This window comes from Gellertiella hungarica, from assembly GCF_014197145.1.
Taxonomy (GTDB): domain Bacteria; phylum Pseudomonadota; class Alphaproteobacteria; order Rhizobiales; family Rhizobiaceae; genus Gellertiella; species Gellertiella hungarica.
Genome location: NZ_JACIEZ010000010.1, coordinates 72901 through 90077, shown reverse-complemented (window position 1 = coordinate 90077; position 17177 = coordinate 72901). Strand labels below are relative to the sequence as shown.

General features: G+C 65.3%; 17 protein-coding genes. 8 read left to right on the top strand and 9 right to left on the bottom strand.

Annotated features, from left to right (window positions below; genetic code table 11):
• Window positions 1–912 (bottom strand): DnaJ C-terminal domain-containing protein, encoded by a 912-nt coding sequence (locus tag GGR23_RS18845; protein WP_183367866.1) that lies wholly within the window; start codon window positions 910–912, stop codon window positions 1–3.
• A 262-nt stretch (window positions 913–1174) separates the two neighbouring features.
• Between GGR23_RS18845 and GGR23_RS18840 the strand changes: the two genes are divergently transcribed.
• Complete coding sequence (locus tag GGR23_RS18840) at window positions 1175–1516, top strand: DUF2853 family protein (protein ID WP_183367865.1); 342 nt, start codon at window positions 1175–1177, stop codon at window positions 1514–1516.
• Here GGR23_RS18840 and GGR23_RS18835 read toward each other — a convergent pair.
• Entirely contained in the window at window positions 1507–2451 is a 945-nt protein-coding gene (locus GGR23_RS18835; RefSeq protein ID WP_183367935.1) for a LysR family transcriptional regulator, read from the bottom strand. The two genes, GGR23_RS18840 and GGR23_RS18835, sit on opposite strands and share 10 nt — an antisense overlap.
• A 141-nt stretch (window positions 2452–2592) precedes the next feature.
• Between GGR23_RS18835 and GGR23_RS18830 the strand changes: the two genes are divergently transcribed.
• Together GGR23_RS18830 and GGR23_RS18825 are read left to right on the top strand one after the other, a co-directional pair.
• On the top strand, window positions 2593–3543 hold the full coding sequence (locus GGR23_RS18830; RefSeq protein ID WP_183367864.1) for a ring-cleaving dioxygenase: 951 nt from the start codon (window positions 2593–2595) through the stop codon (window positions 3541–3543).
• Window positions 3544–3603: 60 nt separating this feature from the next.
• Complete coding sequence (locus GGR23_RS18825) at window positions 3604–4224, top strand: alpha/beta hydrolase (RefSeq protein ID WP_183367863.1); 621 nt, start codon at window positions 3604–3606, stop codon at window positions 4222–4224.
• A 108-nt stretch (window positions 4225–4332) separates the two neighbouring features.
• On the opposite strand, the gene GGR23_RS18820 is transcribed toward GGR23_RS18825, so the two are convergent.
• The 3 genes from GGR23_RS18820 to GGR23_RS18810 form a co-directional block, all read right to left on the bottom strand.
• Window positions 4333–5769, bottom strand: coding sequence for an NAD(P)(+) transhydrogenase (Re/Si-specific) subunit beta (locus GGR23_RS18820; RefSeq protein WP_183367862.1), 1437 nt, complete (start codon window positions 5767–5769; stop codon window positions 4333–4335).
• A 13-nt stretch (window positions 5770–5782) separates the two neighbouring features.
• Window positions 5783–7354, bottom strand: coding sequence for a Re/Si-specific NAD(P)(+) transhydrogenase subunit alpha (locus GGR23_RS18815; RefSeq protein ID WP_183367861.1), 1572 nt, complete (start codon window positions 7352–7354; stop codon window positions 5783–5785).
• 224 nt (window positions 7355–7578) lie between these two features.
• Complete coding sequence (locus tag GGR23_RS18810) at window positions 7579–8310, bottom strand: Crp/Fnr family transcriptional regulator (RefSeq protein WP_246365851.1); 732 nt, start codon at window positions 8308–8310, stop codon at window positions 7579–7581.
• 189 nt (window positions 8311–8499) lie between these two features.
• On the opposite strand from GGR23_RS18810, the gene GGR23_RS18805 reads away from it, so the two are divergent.
• Both GGR23_RS18805 and GGR23_RS18800 read left to right on the top strand, forming a co-directional pair.
• Entirely contained in the window at window positions 8500–10071 is a 1572-nt protein-coding gene (locus GGR23_RS18805) for a GAF domain-containing protein (RefSeq protein WP_183367860.1), read from the top strand.
• Complete coding sequence (locus GGR23_RS18800; RefSeq protein ID WP_425486196.1) at window positions 9959–10915, top strand: HWE histidine kinase domain-containing protein; 957 nt, start codon at window positions 9959–9961, stop codon at window positions 10913–10915. The genes GGR23_RS18805 and GGR23_RS18800 overlap by 113 nt, the downstream gene beginning before the upstream one ends.
• A 12-nt stretch (window positions 10916–10927) precedes the next feature.
• Here the strand turns inward: GGR23_RS18800 and GGR23_RS18795 are convergent, their stop codons facing one another.
• Window positions 10928–11431, bottom strand: a complete 504-nt coding sequence (locus tag GGR23_RS18795; protein WP_183367858.1) for a DUF4405 domain-containing protein — start codon at window positions 11429–11431, stop codon at window positions 10928–10930.
• Between the two features lie 191 nt (window positions 11432–11622).
• Between GGR23_RS18795 and GGR23_RS18790 the strand changes: the two genes are divergently transcribed.
• Together GGR23_RS18790 and GGR23_RS18785 are read left to right on the top strand one after the other, a co-directional pair.
• Entirely contained in the window at window positions 11623–12024 is a 402-nt protein-coding gene (locus GGR23_RS18790; RefSeq protein ID WP_183367857.1) for a DUF1236 domain-containing protein, read from the top strand.
• A gap of 155 nt (window positions 12025–12179) precedes the next feature.
• Window positions 12180–13166 (top strand): bile acid:sodium symporter family protein, encoded by a 987-nt coding sequence (locus tag GGR23_RS18785; RefSeq protein WP_183367856.1) that lies wholly within the window; start codon window positions 12180–12182, stop codon window positions 13164–13166.
• A 4-nt stretch (window positions 13167–13170) separates the two neighbouring features.
• Here the strand turns inward: GGR23_RS18785 and scpB are convergent, their stop codons facing one another.
• Complete coding sequence (gene scpB / locus GGR23_RS18780; RefSeq protein ID WP_183367855.1) at window positions 13171–13833, bottom strand: SMC-Scp complex subunit ScpB; 663 nt, start codon at window positions 13831–13833, stop codon at window positions 13171–13173.
• Complete coding sequence (locus tag GGR23_RS18775; protein ID WP_183367854.1) at window positions 13830–14783, bottom strand: DUF1403 family protein; 954 nt, start codon at window positions 14781–14783, stop codon at window positions 13830–13832. Before GGR23_RS18775 ends, scpB begins: the two co-directional genes overlap by 4 nt.
• Before the next feature lie 123 nt (window positions 14784–14906).
• Here GGR23_RS18775 and GGR23_RS18770 point away from each other — a divergent pair, with 123 nt between their 5' ends.
• Window positions 14907–16046 (top strand): PQQ-dependent sugar dehydrogenase, encoded by a 1140-nt coding sequence (locus GGR23_RS18770; RefSeq protein ID WP_183367853.1) that lies wholly within the window; start codon window positions 14907–14909, stop codon window positions 16044–16046.
• 17 nt (window positions 16047–16063) lie between these two features.
• Here the strand turns inward: GGR23_RS18770 and mgrA are convergent, their stop codons facing one another.
• On the bottom strand, window positions 16064–17089 hold the full coding sequence (mgrA, locus tag GGR23_RS18765; protein ID WP_183367852.1) for an L-glyceraldehyde 3-phosphate reductase: 1026 nt from the start codon (window positions 17087–17089) through the stop codon (window positions 16064–16066).
• Window positions 17090–17177: the final 88 nt, after the last annotated feature.

Sequence of the window (17177 nt, the reverse complement as noted above, 5' to 3'; positions counted from 1 at the left end):
TCACACTCCCATTGCACGGCGGGGATTGTCGCCCTCGGCCGCCCAGTCCCTGACAAAGGCTTCCAGCGCCGCATCCGGTTTTTCCGGCAGCACCAGGCGGATCGTGATGTAGATGTCGCCGGCACCGCCCGCACGGCTGACGCCCTTGCCCTTGAGGCGCAGCACCTTGCCGCTCGAGGAATGGGGCGGCAGGGTGACGCTGACCGGACCTGTTGGCGTGGGAACGCGGATCTTCCCGCCGAGAACCGCCTCCTTGATGCTGACAGGCACGTCCAGGCGGATATCGTCGCCATCCCGTTCGTAGAAGGGATGCGGCTTCACCGTGATGTCGATGAGCGCATCGCCCTGCGGGCCGCCGTTCAGCCCCGGTTCCCCCTTGCCCTTCAGGCGCAGCGTCTGGCCGTCACGGGTGCCCGGCGGGATGCGGATGTCGAGCGCACCGCCCTCCGGCAGGTTCACCTTCATCGACCCGCCATTGACGGCATCGAGGAACTCCACCGAAAGCGCGTAATGCCGGTCCCGGCCCCGGAAGGGCTGGTTGCGGTCTGCACCGGCCCTGCGGCCGAAGATCCCGGACAGGAAATCGTCCGCATCGCCGAAATCGGAGAAGCCGCCGGAATAGGTATAGCGGCCATGATCGCCGCCGGCATTGGCATATTCGCGGTAGAATTCACGCGAGGGCTGCTCCATGCCGGAAGCATCGATTTCGCCCGCGTCGAATTTCTTGCGCTTCTCCTCGTCGCCGAGGATCGCATAGGCGGCCGACACCGCCTTGAACTTCTCTTCCGCTGCCTTGTCGCCCGGGTTCAGGTCCGGGTGCAGTGTCTTCGCCAGCTTGCGATAGGCGCTCTGGATGTCCTTCTGCGAGGCACTCTTCGCCACGCCGAGGATCTCGTATGGATCTTTGGCCATGAAGCCCTCCGGTTCCGCCGGCGGCCGGGGATCGGCCCGCACCGCCACGCTACAAGATTTTATTCTTATGTGGGGAAGGCAAGCCGGCAATTTCAACGGTTGCAGGACCGGCGGAGGCCGAAAACAGCGGTTTTTTTAATCTTCGTAATTTTTAATTTTTATCAATGACAAGTAGTAACGGCTTTGCTACGGTTCGCTTCGTTCAGCGCGCGCGTGAACCCCTCCAGAAAACAATGACCACCAGGAGAAAAGGGAACCGGGAATGAGCGAACTCAACCGTCTGATCGAGAAATATGCGGCGGACCTGAAGGCCAAATGCGGGATCGATGCCGACATGGCCCTGCTGACCAAAATCGCCAAGGCAGCAGGACCTTCCATCTACAATGACGACGCCTCGACCGTCTCGTCCTCCGACGAGGCCGAACTGGACCGGGTGCGCAACAACTTCCTCGTCAAGAAGCTGGGCCTTTCGGCCGGCCCCGAACTGGAGAAGGGGCTGAACGCCGCCCTCGACACCTACGGGCGCTCCAACCGCAACAAGTATCGCGTCTGCCTCCAGTATCTGCTGGTGAAGCACTTCGGCAAGGAAGCGGTCTACGCCTGAGGCGAGATAAGGTCCTCCGGCCCGTCGTGAGCGGCGGGCAGACGGAAAGCATCGCCTTCCATGAGCGGTCGCAGCCGGTTGAGTTCGGCTGCGACGAAATCCATGAACAGGCGTATGCGCGGCGACTGTTTCAGGTCTGCATGGGTGAGCAGCCAGAGACCGGCCGAAAAGGCCGACACCGGATCGGACAACCGGACGAGCGCCCGGCACTGATCCCCTATGAAGCAGGGAAGATGCCCCACGCCGATGCCGGCCTCCACGGCGGAGGCCAGCGCCAGCACGGAATTGGCCCGATAGACGCGACGCTCGGGCGGCACTTCCTCATGCGCCCAGCGAACCACGTTGAGCGACGCCATCTCGTCACCGAGGGTCACCCAGTTGGCCGAGCCATCGGCCACCGCCAACGATAGCGGCGGCTGGCCGTACAGCGCCCAGGCAAGCGTTCCGATACGCCGCCCGACGAGCGTGTCGGGCGGATTGTCCGTGGCGCGGATCGCCACATCCGCATCGCGCCGCGAGAGATTGAGCGGCAGATTGCCGATCACCACATCGAGCCGGATGCCCGGATGCGATGCCTGAAACCGGGCAAAGACGGGCGTCAGGAGATGGGCGAGCAGGCTGTCTGCAGTCGCCACCCGCACCTCGCCAGTTATGTCGATCGCCTTGCCCTTCAGACGGCGGCCGAACTCGAGAATTCCCGATTCGAAGCCATCGGCGAGCGCAACCAGCTCTTCGCCGATGGCGGTCGGCACATAGCCCGTGCGGTGGCGCTCGAACAGCGTGCATCCGAGATGCTTCTCCAGCGCCCCGAGGCGGCGATAGACCGTGGACGGATCGACCCCGAGAAGCGAGGCGGCACCGGCCAGTCCGGCGGATTCCGCCACCAGCCGCACCAGCCGGACATCGTCCCAGGAAAGATCGTCGATGGCTTTCATGTTCACCTGCAAGGTATTCTGCCCGTGTGCAAGACTAACCTTGCATCGATGCAAGCGCAACCGCGTGCAATCCGCCGCGGGATCTCCTACCTCTGTGCCAACAGCAACGGCGGTATCCGCCACAGGATACGGAGAACCAAGATGAGCAACCCGCTCCACCACATCACCGCCATCTCGGGCAATGCCCAGCGAACCTACGATTTCTACACCCGGACCCTCGGTCAGCGCTTCGTCAAGAAGACGGTGAATTTCGACGATCCCGGCACCTATCATTTCTATTTCGGCGACGAGACGGGACGGCCCGGCACGATCATGACCCATTTTCCCTTCGAAGGGGTCGGTCCCGGCCGGCTTGGCATCGGCGAAACCGAGGAGAGCATGTATCGCGTGCCGAAGGCTGCGCTCGGTTTCTGGATGCACCGCTTCATCGAGAAGGGCGTGCCCCACGGCGCCATGGAAACGCGCTTCGGCGAGACCGTTCTGCCCTTCCGCGACCCGGACGGAATGCGCCTCGCGCTCGTCGGCATCGACGGGATCGAAGCCGAACCGGCCCGGGCGACGGAAGACATCCCGGCGGATGTCGCGCTTCGCGGTTTCCACGGCGTCTCGCTCCTGATCGAGGACGGCGAAGCGACGGCACGCGTCCTGACCGCCGTCTTCGGCTTCGAGCGGATTGCCACCGAGGGCACGACCACGCGCTACGCAATCCGGTCGGAGAAGATCGGCGGCATCGTGGATATCCATGCGGCCGGCGGTTTCCTGCCCGCCCGCCAGGGAGCCGGTTCGGTGCATCACATTGCCTTCCGGGCAAAGGACGATGCCGAACAGGCCGCACTTGCGGAGAGGCTCCGCTCCGAACTCCGGATCCCGACGACGGAGCAGAAGGATCGGGACTATTTCCGCTCGGTCTATTTCCGCTCCCCCGGCGGCGTGATCTTCGAGATCGCAACCGACGAGCCGGGCTTTGCTGTGGACGAGCCGGCGGAAAGCCTTGGCGAAGCGCTGAAGCTGCCGGCCAATCTCGAGCCCTATCGCGAGAAGATCGAGGGCCTGCTGCCGCCGCTCGCCACGGACAACAGGCCTCTTGCCTGACCCGGACAGGGGCTTCGCGCCTTTCCGCGAAGCCCGCCCCAGAAAACGAGGAAGAGAGCCATGACGGAAAACGGTCTTTCCCATATCCACCGCTTCGTGCCCGCAACGGCACCGAACCTGCCGCCGCTGCTGCTCCTCCATGGAACCGGCGGCGACGAAAACGACCTGCTCGGGCTCGGGCAGCAGCTGTCGCCCGGCGCGGCGCTGCTTTCTCCGCGGGGGAAGGTGCTGGAAAACGGCATGCCGCGCTTCTTTCGCCGCCTGTCGGAAGGCGTCTTCGACGAGGACGACGTGCGGCACCGCGCAAGCGAGCTTGCACACTTCGTCCAGGAGGCGCGGCAGGCTTACGGACTGGAGGCGCCCGTCGCCATCGGCTTCTCGAACGGCGCCAACATCGCCGCCGCGCTGCTTTACCGCCACCCGGACGTGCTGGCAGGCGCCATGCTCCTGCGCGCCATGGTTCCGCTTGCTGAAACGCCCGCCGGCGGGCTTCAAGGAAAGCCGGTCCTGCTGCTTTCCGGCGGGATGGACCCGATCGTGCCGGCCGACAACGCCGCCCGCCTTGCCAGCGCCCTTTCGACGGCGGGTGCGGATGTCACCCACGAGGTCCTTCCTTCCGGCCATGGCCTGACGCGGATGGATCTCGAACTTGCGAAGACATGGATGGCGAAGCGCGCCTGAGCCGCAGGTAAGGGGAGGGGAGGGAGAAGTCCAAACCCGCCCCTCACGCCCAAAACAAGACGCCGCACCTTTCGGCGCGGCGTCGGAAGCAGATGGCATTGCGGCCGGTCAGTCGATCAGGCGCAGGAGCTTTTCCAGCGACGCTTTCGCATCGCCGTAGAACATGCGGGTATTCTCCTTGAAGAAGAGCGGGTTTTCGATGCCCGAATAGCCCGTTCCCTGTCCGCGCTTGGAGACGAAGACCTGCTTGGCCTTCCAGCATTCGAGAACCGGCATGCCGGCAATCGGGCTGTTCGGATCTTCCTGTGCGGCCGGATTGACGATGTCGTTCGAGCCGATGACGATCGCCACATCCGTTTCAGGGAAGTCCTCGTTGATCTCGTCCATCTCGAGAACGATGTCGTAGGGCACCTTGGCCTCGGCGAGCAGCACGTTCATGTGTCCCGGCAGGCGGCCGGCCACCGGATGGATCGCGAAGCGGACATTCTTGCCCTTGGCGCGCAGCTTGCGGGTGAGTTCCGAAACCGCCCCTTGCGCCTGCGCCACCGCCATGCCGTAACCCGGAATGATGATGACGGAATCCGCATCGTTGAGCGCGGCCGCAACGCCTTCCGCGTCGATGGCAATCTGCTCGCCCGAGATTTCCATCGCGGGGCCCGTCGTGCCGCCGAAGCCGCCGAGGATGACCGAGATGAAGGAGCGGTTCATGGCCTTGCACATGATGTAGGAGAGGATCGCGCCCGAAGAACCGACCAGCGCGCCGACGACGATCAGCAGATCGTTCGACAGCGAGAAGCCGATGGCCGCTGCCGCCCAGCCGGAATAGCTGTTCAGCATCGACACCACGACGGGCATGTCTGCGCCGCCGATGCCCATGATCAGGTGATAGCCGATGAAGAGCGCGGCAAGCGTCATGACGATGAGCGCGATCGACGAGCCCGTCTGCAGGTAGACGACCAGCAGGACGACCGAAAGGATGGCCGCTGCCGCATTGAGCAGGTGGCCGCCCGGCAGCTTCTTGGCCTTGCCGTCCACCTTCCCGGCAAGCTTGCCGTAGGCGATGACCGAGCCGGTGAAGGTGACCGCGCCGATGAAGACGCCGAGGAAGGTCTCGACCCGGAGGATGGAGAGTTCGACCGCATCCTTGTGGGCGAGGATCGCGGCAAAGCCGGATAGCGCTGCCTTCGATGCCTCGTCGAGGCCGATCACGCGGGCCGCCTCGATATGGGCGTTATAGCCGATGAAGACGGCGGCAAGGCCGACCAGCGAATGCATGGCGGCCACAAGCTGCGGCATCTCGGTCATCTGCACGCGCTTGGCGGCAATCGCGCCGAGAACCGCACCCGCGACCAGCATGAGGACCGTCAGCACGTTGACGAGCGTGCCATTGGCCGACTGGCCGATGAAGGTGGCGATGACGGCAAGCGCCATGCCCGCGATCCCGTACCAGACGGCGCGCTTGGCGCTTTCCTGGCCGGAAAGGCCCCCGAGCGACAGGATGAAGAGAACCGCCGCGACGACGTAAGCGGATGTCGTGAAACCCATTGTTCTCTCCCCCTCAGGACTTCTGGAACATGGCCAGCATGCGCCGCGTGACCATGAAGCCGCCGAAAATGTTGATGCCGGCCATGAAGACCGAAAGCGCGGCGAGAATGATCACCAGCCAGCTGCCCGAACCGATCTGCATCAGGGCACCGAGAATGATGATCGAGGAGATCGCATTGGTGACGGCCATCAGCGGCGTGTGCAGCGAGTGGCTGACATTCCAGATGACGGAGAAACCGACAAAGCAGGAGAGCACGAAGACGATGAAGTGGCTCATGAAGGCCGCCGGCGCATAAAGACCGGCGAGCAGCATCAGCGCGCCACCGACGACCAGCAGGCCCACCTGCGTGGTCGTCTGCTTGCGGAAGGCTGCCGCCTCCTGCGCCCGCTTTTCCTCCGGCGTCAGCTCCTTCGCCTTTTCCTTCGGCTTGGCGGCGGCGATTGCCTGGATCTTGGGCGGCGGTGGCGGATAGGTGATCTCGCCCCCCTTGGTGACGGTCGCGCCGCGGATCACGTCATCGTCCATGTTGTGGTTGATCACGCCGTCCTTGGCGGGCGTCAGGTCCGCCAGCATGTGGCGGATGTTGGTCGAGTAGAGGATCGAGGCCTGAGCGGCCATCCGGCTCGGGAAGTCCGTGTAGCCGACGATCACCACCCCGTTCGGCGAAACGATGCGCTGGTCCGGCACCGTCAGATCGCAGTTTCCGCCGCGCTCCGCGGCGAGATCGATGATGACCGAGCCCGGCTTCATCATCGCCACCATGTCTTCCGTCCACAGCTTCGGGGCAGGGCGGCCGGGGATAAGGGCGGTGGTGATGACGATATCCATTTCTGGCGCCAGCTCGCGGAACTTGGCAAGCTGCTTTTCGCGGAATTCCGGCGAGGAGGGAGCCGCATAGCCACCCGTCGCCGCTCCGTCCTGGTTCGCTTCGAACTCGAGGAAGACGAAGCTCGCCCCCATGGATTCGATCTGCTCGGCCACTTCCGGGCGAACGTCGAAGGCATGGACGATGGCGCCCAGACTGACAGCCGTGCCGATCGCGGCAAGACCGGCAACGCCGGCACCCACGACCAGCACCTTGGCCGGCGGCACCTTGCCTGCTGCCGTGACCTGGCCGGTAAAGAAGCGGCCAAACTGGTTGCCCGCCTCGATGACGGCGCGATACCCCGCGATGTTCGCCATCGACGACAGCGCGTCCATCTTCTGCGCGCGGGAGATGCGCGGCACCATGTCCATGGCGACCGCGGTGATGTTCTTCTGCCTGAAGAGCTCGAGAAGCTCCGGATTCTGTGCCGGCCACAGGAAGGAAATCAGCGTCTGCCCGTCCTTCAGGGTCTGCGCCTCATCGGGTTCCGGTCCGCGAACCTTCACGACGACATCCGCGGCGGCGATCACCGCTGCCGCATCGCCGAGGACCTCCACGCCCGCGGCGCGATAAGCATCGTCGGAAATCCCGGCGCGGGCCCCGGCACCTGCCTCGACCACGCTGTCATGCCCGAGCTTCTTCAGCTGCAATGCCGAATCCGGCGTCAGCGCGACGCGGTTTTCATGCTCCGCGCGCTCTCTCAATGCACCTATCTTCATAGGTCTGCCTCCATCATCCAGCCGGAAATGCCGGCCAGTGCTCCACCACGTATCCCTGCAACCTGTGCCACGGTGTGCTGGAAACCATCAGGTTCTTTGACGGACGGCAAGTACGGATTCGGCCACAGATGTCCTATTCCGGCATTTTTTTGGCGTAATCCGGCGAGGATCGGCCTGCCCGGGGGATCACCGGGGGTGCGATCCCGCCGCGCGTGCACAATGGATCAACTCTGATAGAGATTGTCGAGAACCGCATGGAAATGCCGTTCCAGGGCGGCGCCGCAGCTGCAGGAATGGTTGCGCAGGGCCTGCTCGTTCACCACGGTGAAAACCCCCCGACGGCTCTCGATGAGACCCTCGGCGCGCATGGCGCTGACCGTCCGGGTCACGAATGTGCGCCCCACCCCCAGCATCTCCGCAAGCTGTTCCTGCGTCAGCTCGAAGCGGTTGCTCTGCGTGCGATCCATGGCCGACACAAGCCAGCGGGCGGTGCGCTGGGTAATGGTGTGCTTGGCGTTGCAGGCGGCATTCTGGAAGGACTGCGCCAGGAGGTAGTCGGAATAGCGCGAGAACCAGTGCCTGACATGGATGCTTTCGGTCTTCAGCTGCTCGAGCGTCTGGCTGCGGATGCGGATGAACCGCCCTGCCATGCGAACGGACGCGGTGGCATAGGCCGCAATCGAGCCGTCGGAGACAATGCCGCCCACCGCGCCTTCCCGCCCCACAAGCGCCACCTCGACCGCGTCGTTGTCCCGGTAGGTCGCCACGGAGAAACTTGCGAGGGCCGCATCGAGCGGAAACCAGGTTTCGAAAACCTCCTGCCCGGACTCCTGCAATACATCGCCTGGTCGTAATTCGTGGATCATCATGTGCGGCATGAGCCGCCGGCGATCCTCTTCCCTGAGTGCTGAGATCAGCGCGTTCCCGGCAAGATCCTGGAGCGTCGGAGCAGACAATATTTCACCCTCCGGTTTTGTTTCTTATGGATTCGTCCACAAGTAGACCGACCCGGCGAGCGCCTTCTGTTAATCGTGAACACAAGAATCAAGAAGCCCGCCGACCCGAGCCTTAAAGACGGAGGGCGCGATTTGGTTCCGCACGATCGTCGCCTCAGGCTTGAACGCCCCCATTCGAAAGCCGCCGCCTTGAATCTGCCTATCGAAATCCTGCATGCCGATTGCGATGCCCGCTTCTGGCGTGGCCGCGTCCAGAGCCACGGCCGCCTGCTGGCCTTCAGCGAAGAAAACCTCAGGCTGGTGTCCTGGTCGGGCACCTGGCCACGGCCATTGGCGACGGATGACGAACTGGAGGACGTGATCGGCATGCAGGCTGCCCATGCCCTGCGCAATCTGCTGGCGAAAACGGGCAGCACGCCGTCTCCCGGCATTCTCAGCGGAGTCGAGCTTTCCGGCGAGGAGCAGAGCTTCGATGTCTTCATCCACCGCTACAGCGGCCATGTGATCGTCGAGCTGGAGGAGGCGACCGCCGGCGAAAGTCTCATCCAGTCGGCCATCGATCCGGCCCAGGCTCTGGCGCGCCGCCTCCAGGCCAGCATGTCCGCGGAACGGATGGCCGCCACGGCAACCCGCATTGCCGGCGCCCTTCTGGGTTACGACCGGGCGCTTCTCTATCGTGTTTCCAATACCGGCGAGGCCCGCATCATGGCCGAGACCCTCCGGGCCGGATCGCGCCTCGGAAGCCTTGCAGACAGTGCGCCCCTTGCGGAAGCGGTCTTTCTTGCGGGCAATCCGCCGCTGCCAGCCATCCGGATGATTGCGGATACCGGCTCGGAAACGATGCCGATGATGCCGGACGGGATGGCGAACGAGCAGCCCGATCTCGCCCATGCGCAGTTGCGCTGCTTGCTGCCGGAGCACGCCGCGGCGCTTGCCCGGCACGGCATTGCGGCCAGCCTCATCGTTCCGCTGATGGGCGAGAACGGGCTGTGGGGAGTGCTCTCCTGTCATCATCCCTCGCCGCGGCGGCTGACCGCACCCGAGCGCGCCGGCCTGGAACTCTTCGGCCGCATTCTTGCGCTGCAGCTCACCGAGGCAGAACGCCGCGATGCGCGCCTGCGAGAAGAAGAGGCGCGCCAGCAGCTGCGGCAGATGACGCTGGAAATCCGGCAGGAAGCCCGGGCGGCCGACATGCCCTCGATGCATGCCCATGTGCCGGCCCTCGCCACCCTTCTGCGTGCGGATGGCGTGGCCTATGGCGAAAGCGGCCGCTGGCTGGCGCATGGCGCGACGCCCGACATGCACGGACTGGAGCAGATCACCGCCCTTTCCGACTCCACCGGCGACATCTACGAGACCAATGACCTTGCCGGCCTTGGACAGCCGCTCGGACGGGCCGACCTGCGCGCGCTCCTGATCGTGCCGCTCAGCCTGTCTCCGCGGCGGCATCTGATCTTCTTCCGGGTCGCCGGGCCAGCGGGCGTCACCGGTCAGCGCGGCCCCTTCTGCCGGGAGGATCGCGCGCGTCATCGCGGGCGAACTCAAGGGCGCCTTCGCGGATATCGCGGAATTCCAGCGCGACCGGCGGGCGCTCCAGGAAAGGCGGCGCCGGCTGATCCAGGACGCGCTGAACCACCGGATCAAGAACATCATCACGCTCATTCTTTCCATCGCGCGCCAGACCGGCGTCCATGCCGCTTCCGTCCCGGATTTTTCCGCAACGCTGGAGGGGCGTCTTCAGGCACTCTCACGCGCCCATGACCAGTCGATCTCGGGGGCAAGCTCGCGCTCCCTTGCCCGCATCGTCGAATCGGAGGCGGTTCTCTACCGGCCGCAGCGCCAGCCGGACCGGCTGCGCGTCCACGGTCCCGAAATTGCGCTGGACGAACGGGCTTCGGGCGCCGTGGCGCTCGTCATCCACGAGATGATGACCAATGCCGCAAAATATGGTGCACTCAGCACGCCGGGCGGAACGCTCGGGGTCAGCTGGACCATCCGCGACGACGGAAGCTGCTCCATAGAATGGCTGGAGAGAGGCGGCCCCACGGTTTCCGAACCCTCCGCACAGGGCTTCGGCACGAAGCTGATCGCAAGCTGCATGGAGTACGATCTCGGCGGCGAGGCAGACATGCGCTTCGTGCCCGACGGGCTGCAGGCGACGCTGGTCATTCCGGCCGCCTATGTGGTCGCCGAAGTGCCGCGCGATACGGTGCTGGAGGAGACCTCCGCCCAGAATGCGGACCTTTCGGGCAGCCATATCCTCGTCGTCGAGGATCAGGCGCTGATTGCGATGGAAATCGAGGATACGCTGCGCGCCATGGGAGCGACCGTGACGCTCGCCGCCCATGTCCGCGACGCGCTCGGCGTGCTCGACCAGGCAACGCCGAACCTTGCCCTTCTGGACTTCAACCTGGGGCAGGGGACCTCCGAGGAGATTGCCGTGCGGCTGTCGGATCTCGGCATACCTTTCCTGTTCGCCACGGGTTACGGCGACCGTCTGGTCATCCCCGAGCGGTTTCAGGATACGCCGATCATCGGCAAGCCTTTCGAGGGCCGCGAACTCGGCCGGGCGATCCTGCAGGTGCTGAAACGCCCGGCGATCTGACCGGTCCGAAAGTCACGGCCTCACCTGAAGCAGGGCGCTGCTGAGCTCGAACTCGCTCTTGCCGGACCGGGCGGCTATCGCGGACAGGGGGAGTGACGGATCGGCCGCACTGTAACCGGCCTGCCGGAGCTGCGCGGCAAGCGCTTCTCCCGACATGCCGAGGACGGGAGCGAATTCGGTCGCGGTGCGGGCGAAAAGCGCGTGGGTGAGGGCAATCTGCGGGGGCCCGCCGGTCCGGCCTTCGCTCATCGATGCAAGGCCGAAACCGGCAGCGGCCATGAGCGACAGGGCCAGCGCGGCGACCATCGGTCCTTTCCAGAAATAGGTCGTCAAGGCCCGCCAGTTCTTCCAGAGATGAAGCACGAAAGGCAGGATCAGCACCATGCTGAGCCATTCGTGCATCGCGTTGAAGAGGCCGCCGCCGACGTGGAAGAAGAGGGCGATGCCCGAGACGAGCGATACCAGGAAAAGCCCGGTGATGGTGGGTGTCGCGTAGCGCAGGATGGTGGCTCGCATGGTTGTTCTCCGTTTCGTCTGCCTCCCTCCTTGCTTGTAGACGAGCCCGTTTGTCCCGCCGAATTAAATCCTTGTAATGTCAGCCGTTTCCGACCGTCCAACGTCCATCCGGACGCCCTCTCGCCCGCTTCGCATGGAACCGAACTTCTTCATTGTCCGTTTTAGGGGCACAACGACAAAGGAGAAACGTGATGCGTAAGACCATGATTCTTGTCGCCGCGCTTGCCTCGGCAGCCGGCTTTGCCACCACCGCCGCTGCCCAGCAGAGCACCATCAACGGCGCTGCCGGCGGTGCGGTGACCGGCGCCATCGTCGGCGGTCCGGTTGGCGCAGCCGTCGGCGGTGTTGCCGGCGCGCTTGTCGGGACCGCCATCGATCCGCCGCCGCAGAAGGTGGTCACCTATGTGCAGGAACAGCCCGCACCGACCCAGCGCGTGGTCGTGGAGGAAAAGGTCGTGGTGGGCAAGCCCCTGCCGCAGACCGTGGAAATCGTTCCGATCCCGGACGAGCCGAAATATGCCTATGCCGTGGTGAACAACGAGCGCGTGATCGTCGATCCGCAGTCCCGCACTGTGGTTCAGGTGTTTCAGTAATCCGCCCCGATGCGTGAGACAAAGGGAGGTGCAGGAATGCACCTCCCTTTTTTCTTGGCGGCAGGACGGGGCGAACCCGGAAACGGCAGATCCGGCTTGCATTGCACCCCGCTTTGGGGAACATCAGCCGCCCCGCCCAGCCAAGGAGCCAGCCGATGCGGCGTTTTCTGCCCGACCTCTTCACCACACTCCTCGTTCTCTGCGTGGTTCTGGCGAGTGTCCTGCCGGCGACGGGAGGGGCGGCGGATATTCTCTCGCAGGCCGCCGTTGTGGCGATCGGGCTTCTGTTTTTCCTGCATGGGGCACGGCTTTCCACGGATGTGGTGATCGCCGGTTTCCTGCATTGGCGGCTGCAGCTTTTCATTCTGGTCATGACCTTCGCGGTCTTTCCGGCCATCGGCGTCGCGCTCGGCTTCCTGTCGCCATGGCTGGTGCCGCAACCGCTCTATCTGGGGCTGCTTTACGTCTGCGTGCTGCCATCCACCGTCCAGTCCTCGATTGCCTTCACCTCCATGGCGGGCGGCAATGTGCCCGCGGCCATCTGCGCGGCGTCGGCCTCCAACATCTTCGGGATCGTCCTGACGCCGCTGCTCGTCGCGGCTCTCTTTTCGGCGGGCGGCCATATCGGCTTTTCCGGCGACATTCTCGTGAAGATCATGACGCAGCTCTTCCTGCCTTTCGTGGCCGGCCAGTTGCTTCAGCCCTTCATCGGCAACTGGGTGAGGGCGAGGAAGCAGCTGCTCACGCCCTTCGACCGGGGCTCCATCCTGCTGGTCGTCTATCTCGCCTTCAGCGACGCGGTGGTGGAGGGCATCTGGAAGACGCTGGACCTTAAGGATCTCGGCCTCATCATTGCCCTCGACTGCGCAATCCTTGCGCTGGTGCTGACCATCACCACCATCGGCAGCCGGCTTTTCGGCTTCCGGCAAGGGGACCGGATCGCCGCCATCTTCTGCGGTTCGAAGAAGAGCCTGGCAAGCGGCGTCCCCATGGCGAACGTCATCTTTGCCGGACAGAGCATCGGCGCGATCGTCCTGCCGCTGATGATCTTCCACCAGATCCAGCTGATCGTCTGCGCATGGATCGCCCGCTCCATTGCAGAGCGGGCAAAGGCTGCGGCAAGGGTGGCCCCCGTAGCCTGAAACGTCAGTCCGCCTCGTCACCTTCGGGCGCCAGATCGCCCTCATCGGCGGTTTTGCGCCGGCTGAGCAGGCCCGCATCCTCGAGCATCTCGATATCCGGCAGATCGCGCAAGGTCTGGAAGCCGAAGGCGGACAGGAAGAAGCGGGTGGTGACAAAGGTGTAGGGCGCGCCCGGGGCCGGACTGCGCGGCCCGGCGCTGACGAACCCGGCCTGCCGCAGCGCGGCGATCACCTCCCGGCCGATCTCCCGTCCGAAGATGCGGGAGAGCTCCGTGCGGGTCACCGGCTGGAAATAGGCGATCGCCATCAGCACCGCCGCCTCCCGCGTGCCCAGATCCGCGACAGGAGGAAGCGAGGCAGACGAGGCCCGGATGACATCGGCATAGGCCTTCCGCGTGCGATGCTGGAAGCCGCCGGCCACGGCCATGATGTCATAGGGCCGCGCCTTCAGTTCCTCCCGGATGTCGGCGATCAGCAGATCGAGATTGCAGTCGCGTCCGACGACGCGGGACAGCTGGTCCCGGGGGACGGGCTCCCGGGCCGCGAAGATGATGGCTTCAACGCGCATCATCCATTCCCGCCACCGCTGGGGCGGGGTGAGATGCGGGAGCTCTGCATCCGTCGGCCCGGCCTCGGCGCCGGGGGAGGGGGCACGCCGGGCGGTCATAGGCCATAGATCCTGAAACTGTTGCGCCCGGAAAGCTCGCGCACGGCGCCGAGGCTTTCCAGTCGCTCGAAAAGGCGCCCCGCCGCCCAGCGCGACAGCCCCGTGCCCGGGGCGGTGGCGAGAACGGCGTCCCGCTCAAGCAGCAGGCGGATGACCTTTGCCGCTCCCTTGGTCCGCACCTTGCGCGAGACATCCTGAAGCTGGGCCGCGCGGCGGGAGAGTTCCGCCGCACGCCGGCAGGCATCCGCCGCGGCCAGTGCGACGGCTGCGCACAGCGCGGCACGATAGCCCGGCTCTGCGGGCTTGCACCGTCCCCTCCCGCCCGCGGTGCGGAAGGGAGGGCCGGACCGTTGCGTCATGATCAGGGGAAGGGGGCGGGGCCAGCGCAGGCGCCGGGCGATCATCCAGTCGGCAAGCCAGAGGCCGAGGGGCTCTGCATCGGGACGATCCCGCGCAATCGTCTCGAGCAGCACCGCTGCGGAATGGAGCGGCGACCCGGCCGCCTGTTCGAGATCGTCGAGAAGTGCCGGAATGTCGAGCAGGATGCCATCGAAGCGGATGCCGAAATCCGCCGCGAGGTCCCGGAGCAGCGGCGTGGCAATCGCCGCGCGCCGCTCGGACAGCGCCTGCCAGGCACGCAGCACATGACCGTCGGGACCGGGATCCCCCTGCGGGGGCGTCAGAAGAAGCGCGTCACGCAGTGCCTCCGCGCTTTGCTGACGGCGGAAGAATGTCAGCGTTTCCTGCGCAGCGGCGAGTGCGAGGCGCGCCTGCCAGACGCCCGACCACTCCGGCTGGCTCCGGACGATGCCATCCAGCACCGCGAGCGCCGCGCCGGCGCCGAACGCCGCATCGGCTTCCGATGGGGACGCGCCGGGGCGCGTTGCCCATTCGGGAACGAGGGCAACCGGCGAAGCCTCCGGGCCGGCTTTGAGAGGAAGCGAATCCATGCCGAGAGGATAGCGTCCTCTGCCGCCGCATGCACCCCTTCACAAATGCGGCATCGCCCTTCTGCCGCTCTTTTTCCGGGGATGGCGCACCCTAGATCATGGACGATCTCCGGAGACACCTGCATGACGACCAGCGCCTTTCGATCCTTACTGCTTTCCCTTGCCCTTGCCGCTGCGATGCCGGCGGCAGCAGCCTCCATCAATGCCGGGGACCGACCGGCGACCGCCAAAAAGCCCTTCGAGGCGACGGCTATCGCCGAATTCGACACGCCCTGGGCCATTGCCTTCCTGCCGGACGGGCGTCTGCTCGTGACCGAAAAGCCGGGCGGCCTTTTCCTCGTCACGCAAAAAGGGGAGAAGAGCGGGGTTTCGGGCGTTCCCGAGGTCGCGGCGTCCGGCCAGAACGGCCTTCTCGACGTGGCGGTCTCTCCCCGCTACAGCGAGGACGGCACCATCTACCTCACCTATGTCGCACCCGACCGGGGCGGGACTTCGCTCGTCCTGGCGAAGGCACGGCTGGACGAGAGTGGCGGCGGGGCGCGACTTTCCGAGTTCTCGGAGCTTTTCCGACAGAAGCCGGGCGGGCGCGGCCAGCCGGGCGGCATCATCGCTTTCGATCCCGAAGGTACCCATCTCTTCCTGACGGTGGGGGACCGCATGGAGCCCGAGACGGCGCAGGATCCGGACATGGCGCGCGGCAAGGTGTTCCGGCTGACGCTCGACGGCAAGCCCGCCCCCGGAAACCCTGAAGCCGGCAAGCCGGGCGTTGCAGCGATGACCTGGAGCACCGGACACCGAAACCCCTATGGCCTTGCCTTCGCACCCGATGGCCGCCTGTGGCTGCATGAAATGGGCCCCAAGGGCGGCGACGAATTCAACCGGATCGAGCCGGGGCTGAATTACGGCTGGCCCGTCGTCTCCAACGGCGACCAGTACAGCGGCGCGCCGATTGCGCGGCACGAGACACGGCCCGAATTCGCCGCGCCTCCGCTCTACTGGAACCTGGTTATCGCGCCGGCAGGCCTTGCCTTCTACGAGAGCGGGCTTTTTCCGGAATGGAAGGGATCCGCCCTGATCGGCGGCCTCGCCGGCCTCTGCCTCGTCCGCGTGACCTTCGACGAAGGCGGAAATCCGGACGAAGCGGAGCGCTTCGACATGGAGGCCCGGATCAGGGACGTGGCTGTCGCACCCGACGGCGCCGTCTGGATTGTCGAGGACGATCAGCCCGGACGGCTGTTGAGGCTGGCGCCGCCCGGGAAATAAGGCGGCGCCGAGGAGGCTTACTTGAACTCCGAGACTCCGCGCCAGAGGTCGATGCCGCCATCCCTGGCATGGGCATCGATCTCGGCCAGTTCCTCGGCCGTGAAGGTGAGGTTGTTCAGCGCGTCGAGCGAATCGTCGAGCTGCGCCACGTTTCGCGCGCCGATGAGCGCCGAGGTGACGCGCGGGTCGCGCAGGACCCAGGCAATCGCCATCTGGGCCAGCGTCTGGCCGCGGCGCTTTGCGATCGCATCGAGCGCGCGCACCATCGCGAGGTTCTGCTCGCTCAGCATGTCCTGCTGGAACGAGCCGCCCTTGGCGGCGCGGGCATCGGCGGGAACGCCGTTCAGATACTTGTTGGTCAGCATGCCCTGCGCCAGCGGCGAGAAGGCGATGCAGCCCGTGCCGAGCTCCTCGAGCGTCGCGAGCAGCTTGTCCTCGATCCAGCGGTTCAGCAGCGAATAGGACGGCTGGTGGATGAGCAGCGGCACCCCTTCGGCGCGCAGGATCTTCTCCGCCTGCCGGGTGCGTTCGGGACCGTAGGAGGAAATGCCGACATAGAGTGCCTTGCCCTGGCGGTGCATCTGCACCAGTGCGCCCATGGTTTCCTCCAGGGGCACATCCGGGGTGGGGCGGTGCGAATAGAAGATGTCCACGTAATCGAGCTTCATGCGCTTCAGGCTCTGGTCGAGCGAGGCGAGCACATGCTTGCGCGACCCGCCAAGACCGTAGGGCCCGGCCCACATGTCCCATCCGGCCTTGGAGGAGATGATCAGCTCGTCGCGGTGGCTGCGGAAATCGCGCTCGAGGATCAGGCCAAAGTTCTCTTCCGCCGAACCATAGGGCGGGCCGTAATTGTTGGCGAGATCGAAATGCGTGACGCCCCGGTCGAAGGCGCGGCGGATGACGGCGCGGCCCGTTTCGAAGACATCCGTGCCGCCGAAATTGTGCCAGAGGCCGAGCGAGATCGGCGGAAGCTTGAGGCCGGAGCGGCCGCACTGCCGGTAGGTCACGTCGTCATAGCGGTTCTGCGCGGGTACATACATGAATGGAACCTCCCATCATTGACGGGCCGCCCGGCGGGGCGGCCACTTGCGTTCCTGGTTAAATCGATTCAGTCCGGAGGAAAAGACG

Bases quoted from the DNA above. Each gene is read 5' to 3' on its own strand.
- GGR23_RS18845 (WP_183367866.1), bottom strand. From the start codon at position 912: ATGGCCAAAGATCCATACGAGATCCTCGGCGTGGCGAAGAGTGCCTCG.
- GGR23_RS18840 (WP_183367865.1), top strand. From the start codon at position 1,175: ATGAGCGAACTCAACCGTCTGATCGAGAAATATGCGGCGGACCTGAAG.
- GGR23_RS18835 (WP_183367935.1), bottom strand. From the start codon at position 2,451: ATGAAAGCCATCGACGATCTTTCCTGGGACGATGTCCGGCTGGTGCGG.
- GGR23_RS18830 (WP_183367864.1), top strand. From the start codon at position 2,593: ATGAGCAACCCGCTCCACCACATCACCGCCATCTCGGGCAATGCCCAG.
- GGR23_RS18825 (WP_183367863.1), top strand. From the start codon at position 3,604: ATGACGGAAAACGGTCTTTCCCATATCCACCGCTTCGTGCCCGCAACG.
- GGR23_RS18820 (WP_183367862.1), bottom strand. From the start codon at position 5,769: ATGGGTTTCACGACATCCGCTTACGTCGTCGCGGCGGTTCTCTTCATC.
- GGR23_RS18815 (WP_183367861.1), bottom strand. From the start codon at position 7,354: ATGAAGATAGGTGCATTGAGAGAGCGCGCGGAGCATGAAAACCGCGTC.
- GGR23_RS18795 (WP_183367858.1), bottom strand. From the start codon at position 11,431: ATGCGAGCCACCATCCTGCGCTACGCGACACCCACCATCACCGGGCTT.
- GGR23_RS18790 (WP_183367857.1), top strand. From the start codon at position 11,623: ATGCGTAAGACCATGATTCTTGTCGCCGCGCTTGCCTCGGCAGCCGGC.
- GGR23_RS18785 (WP_183367856.1), top strand. From the start codon at position 12,180: ATGCGGCGTTTTCTGCCCGACCTCTTCACCACACTCCTCGTTCTCTGC.
- scpB (WP_183367855.1), bottom strand. From the start codon at position 13,833: ATGACCGCCCGGCGTGCCCCCTCCCCCGGCGCCGAGGCCGGGCCGACG.
- GGR23_RS18775 (WP_183367854.1), bottom strand. From the start codon at position 14,783: ATGGATTCGCTTCCTCTCAAAGCCGGCCCGGAGGCTTCGCCGGTTGCC.
- GGR23_RS18770 (WP_183367853.1), top strand. From the start codon at position 14,907: ATGACGACCAGCGCCTTTCGATCCTTACTGCTTTCCCTTGCCCTTGCC.
- mgrA (WP_183367852.1), bottom strand. From the start codon at position 17,089: ATGTATGTACCCGCGCAGAACCGCTATGACGACGTGACCTACCGGCAG.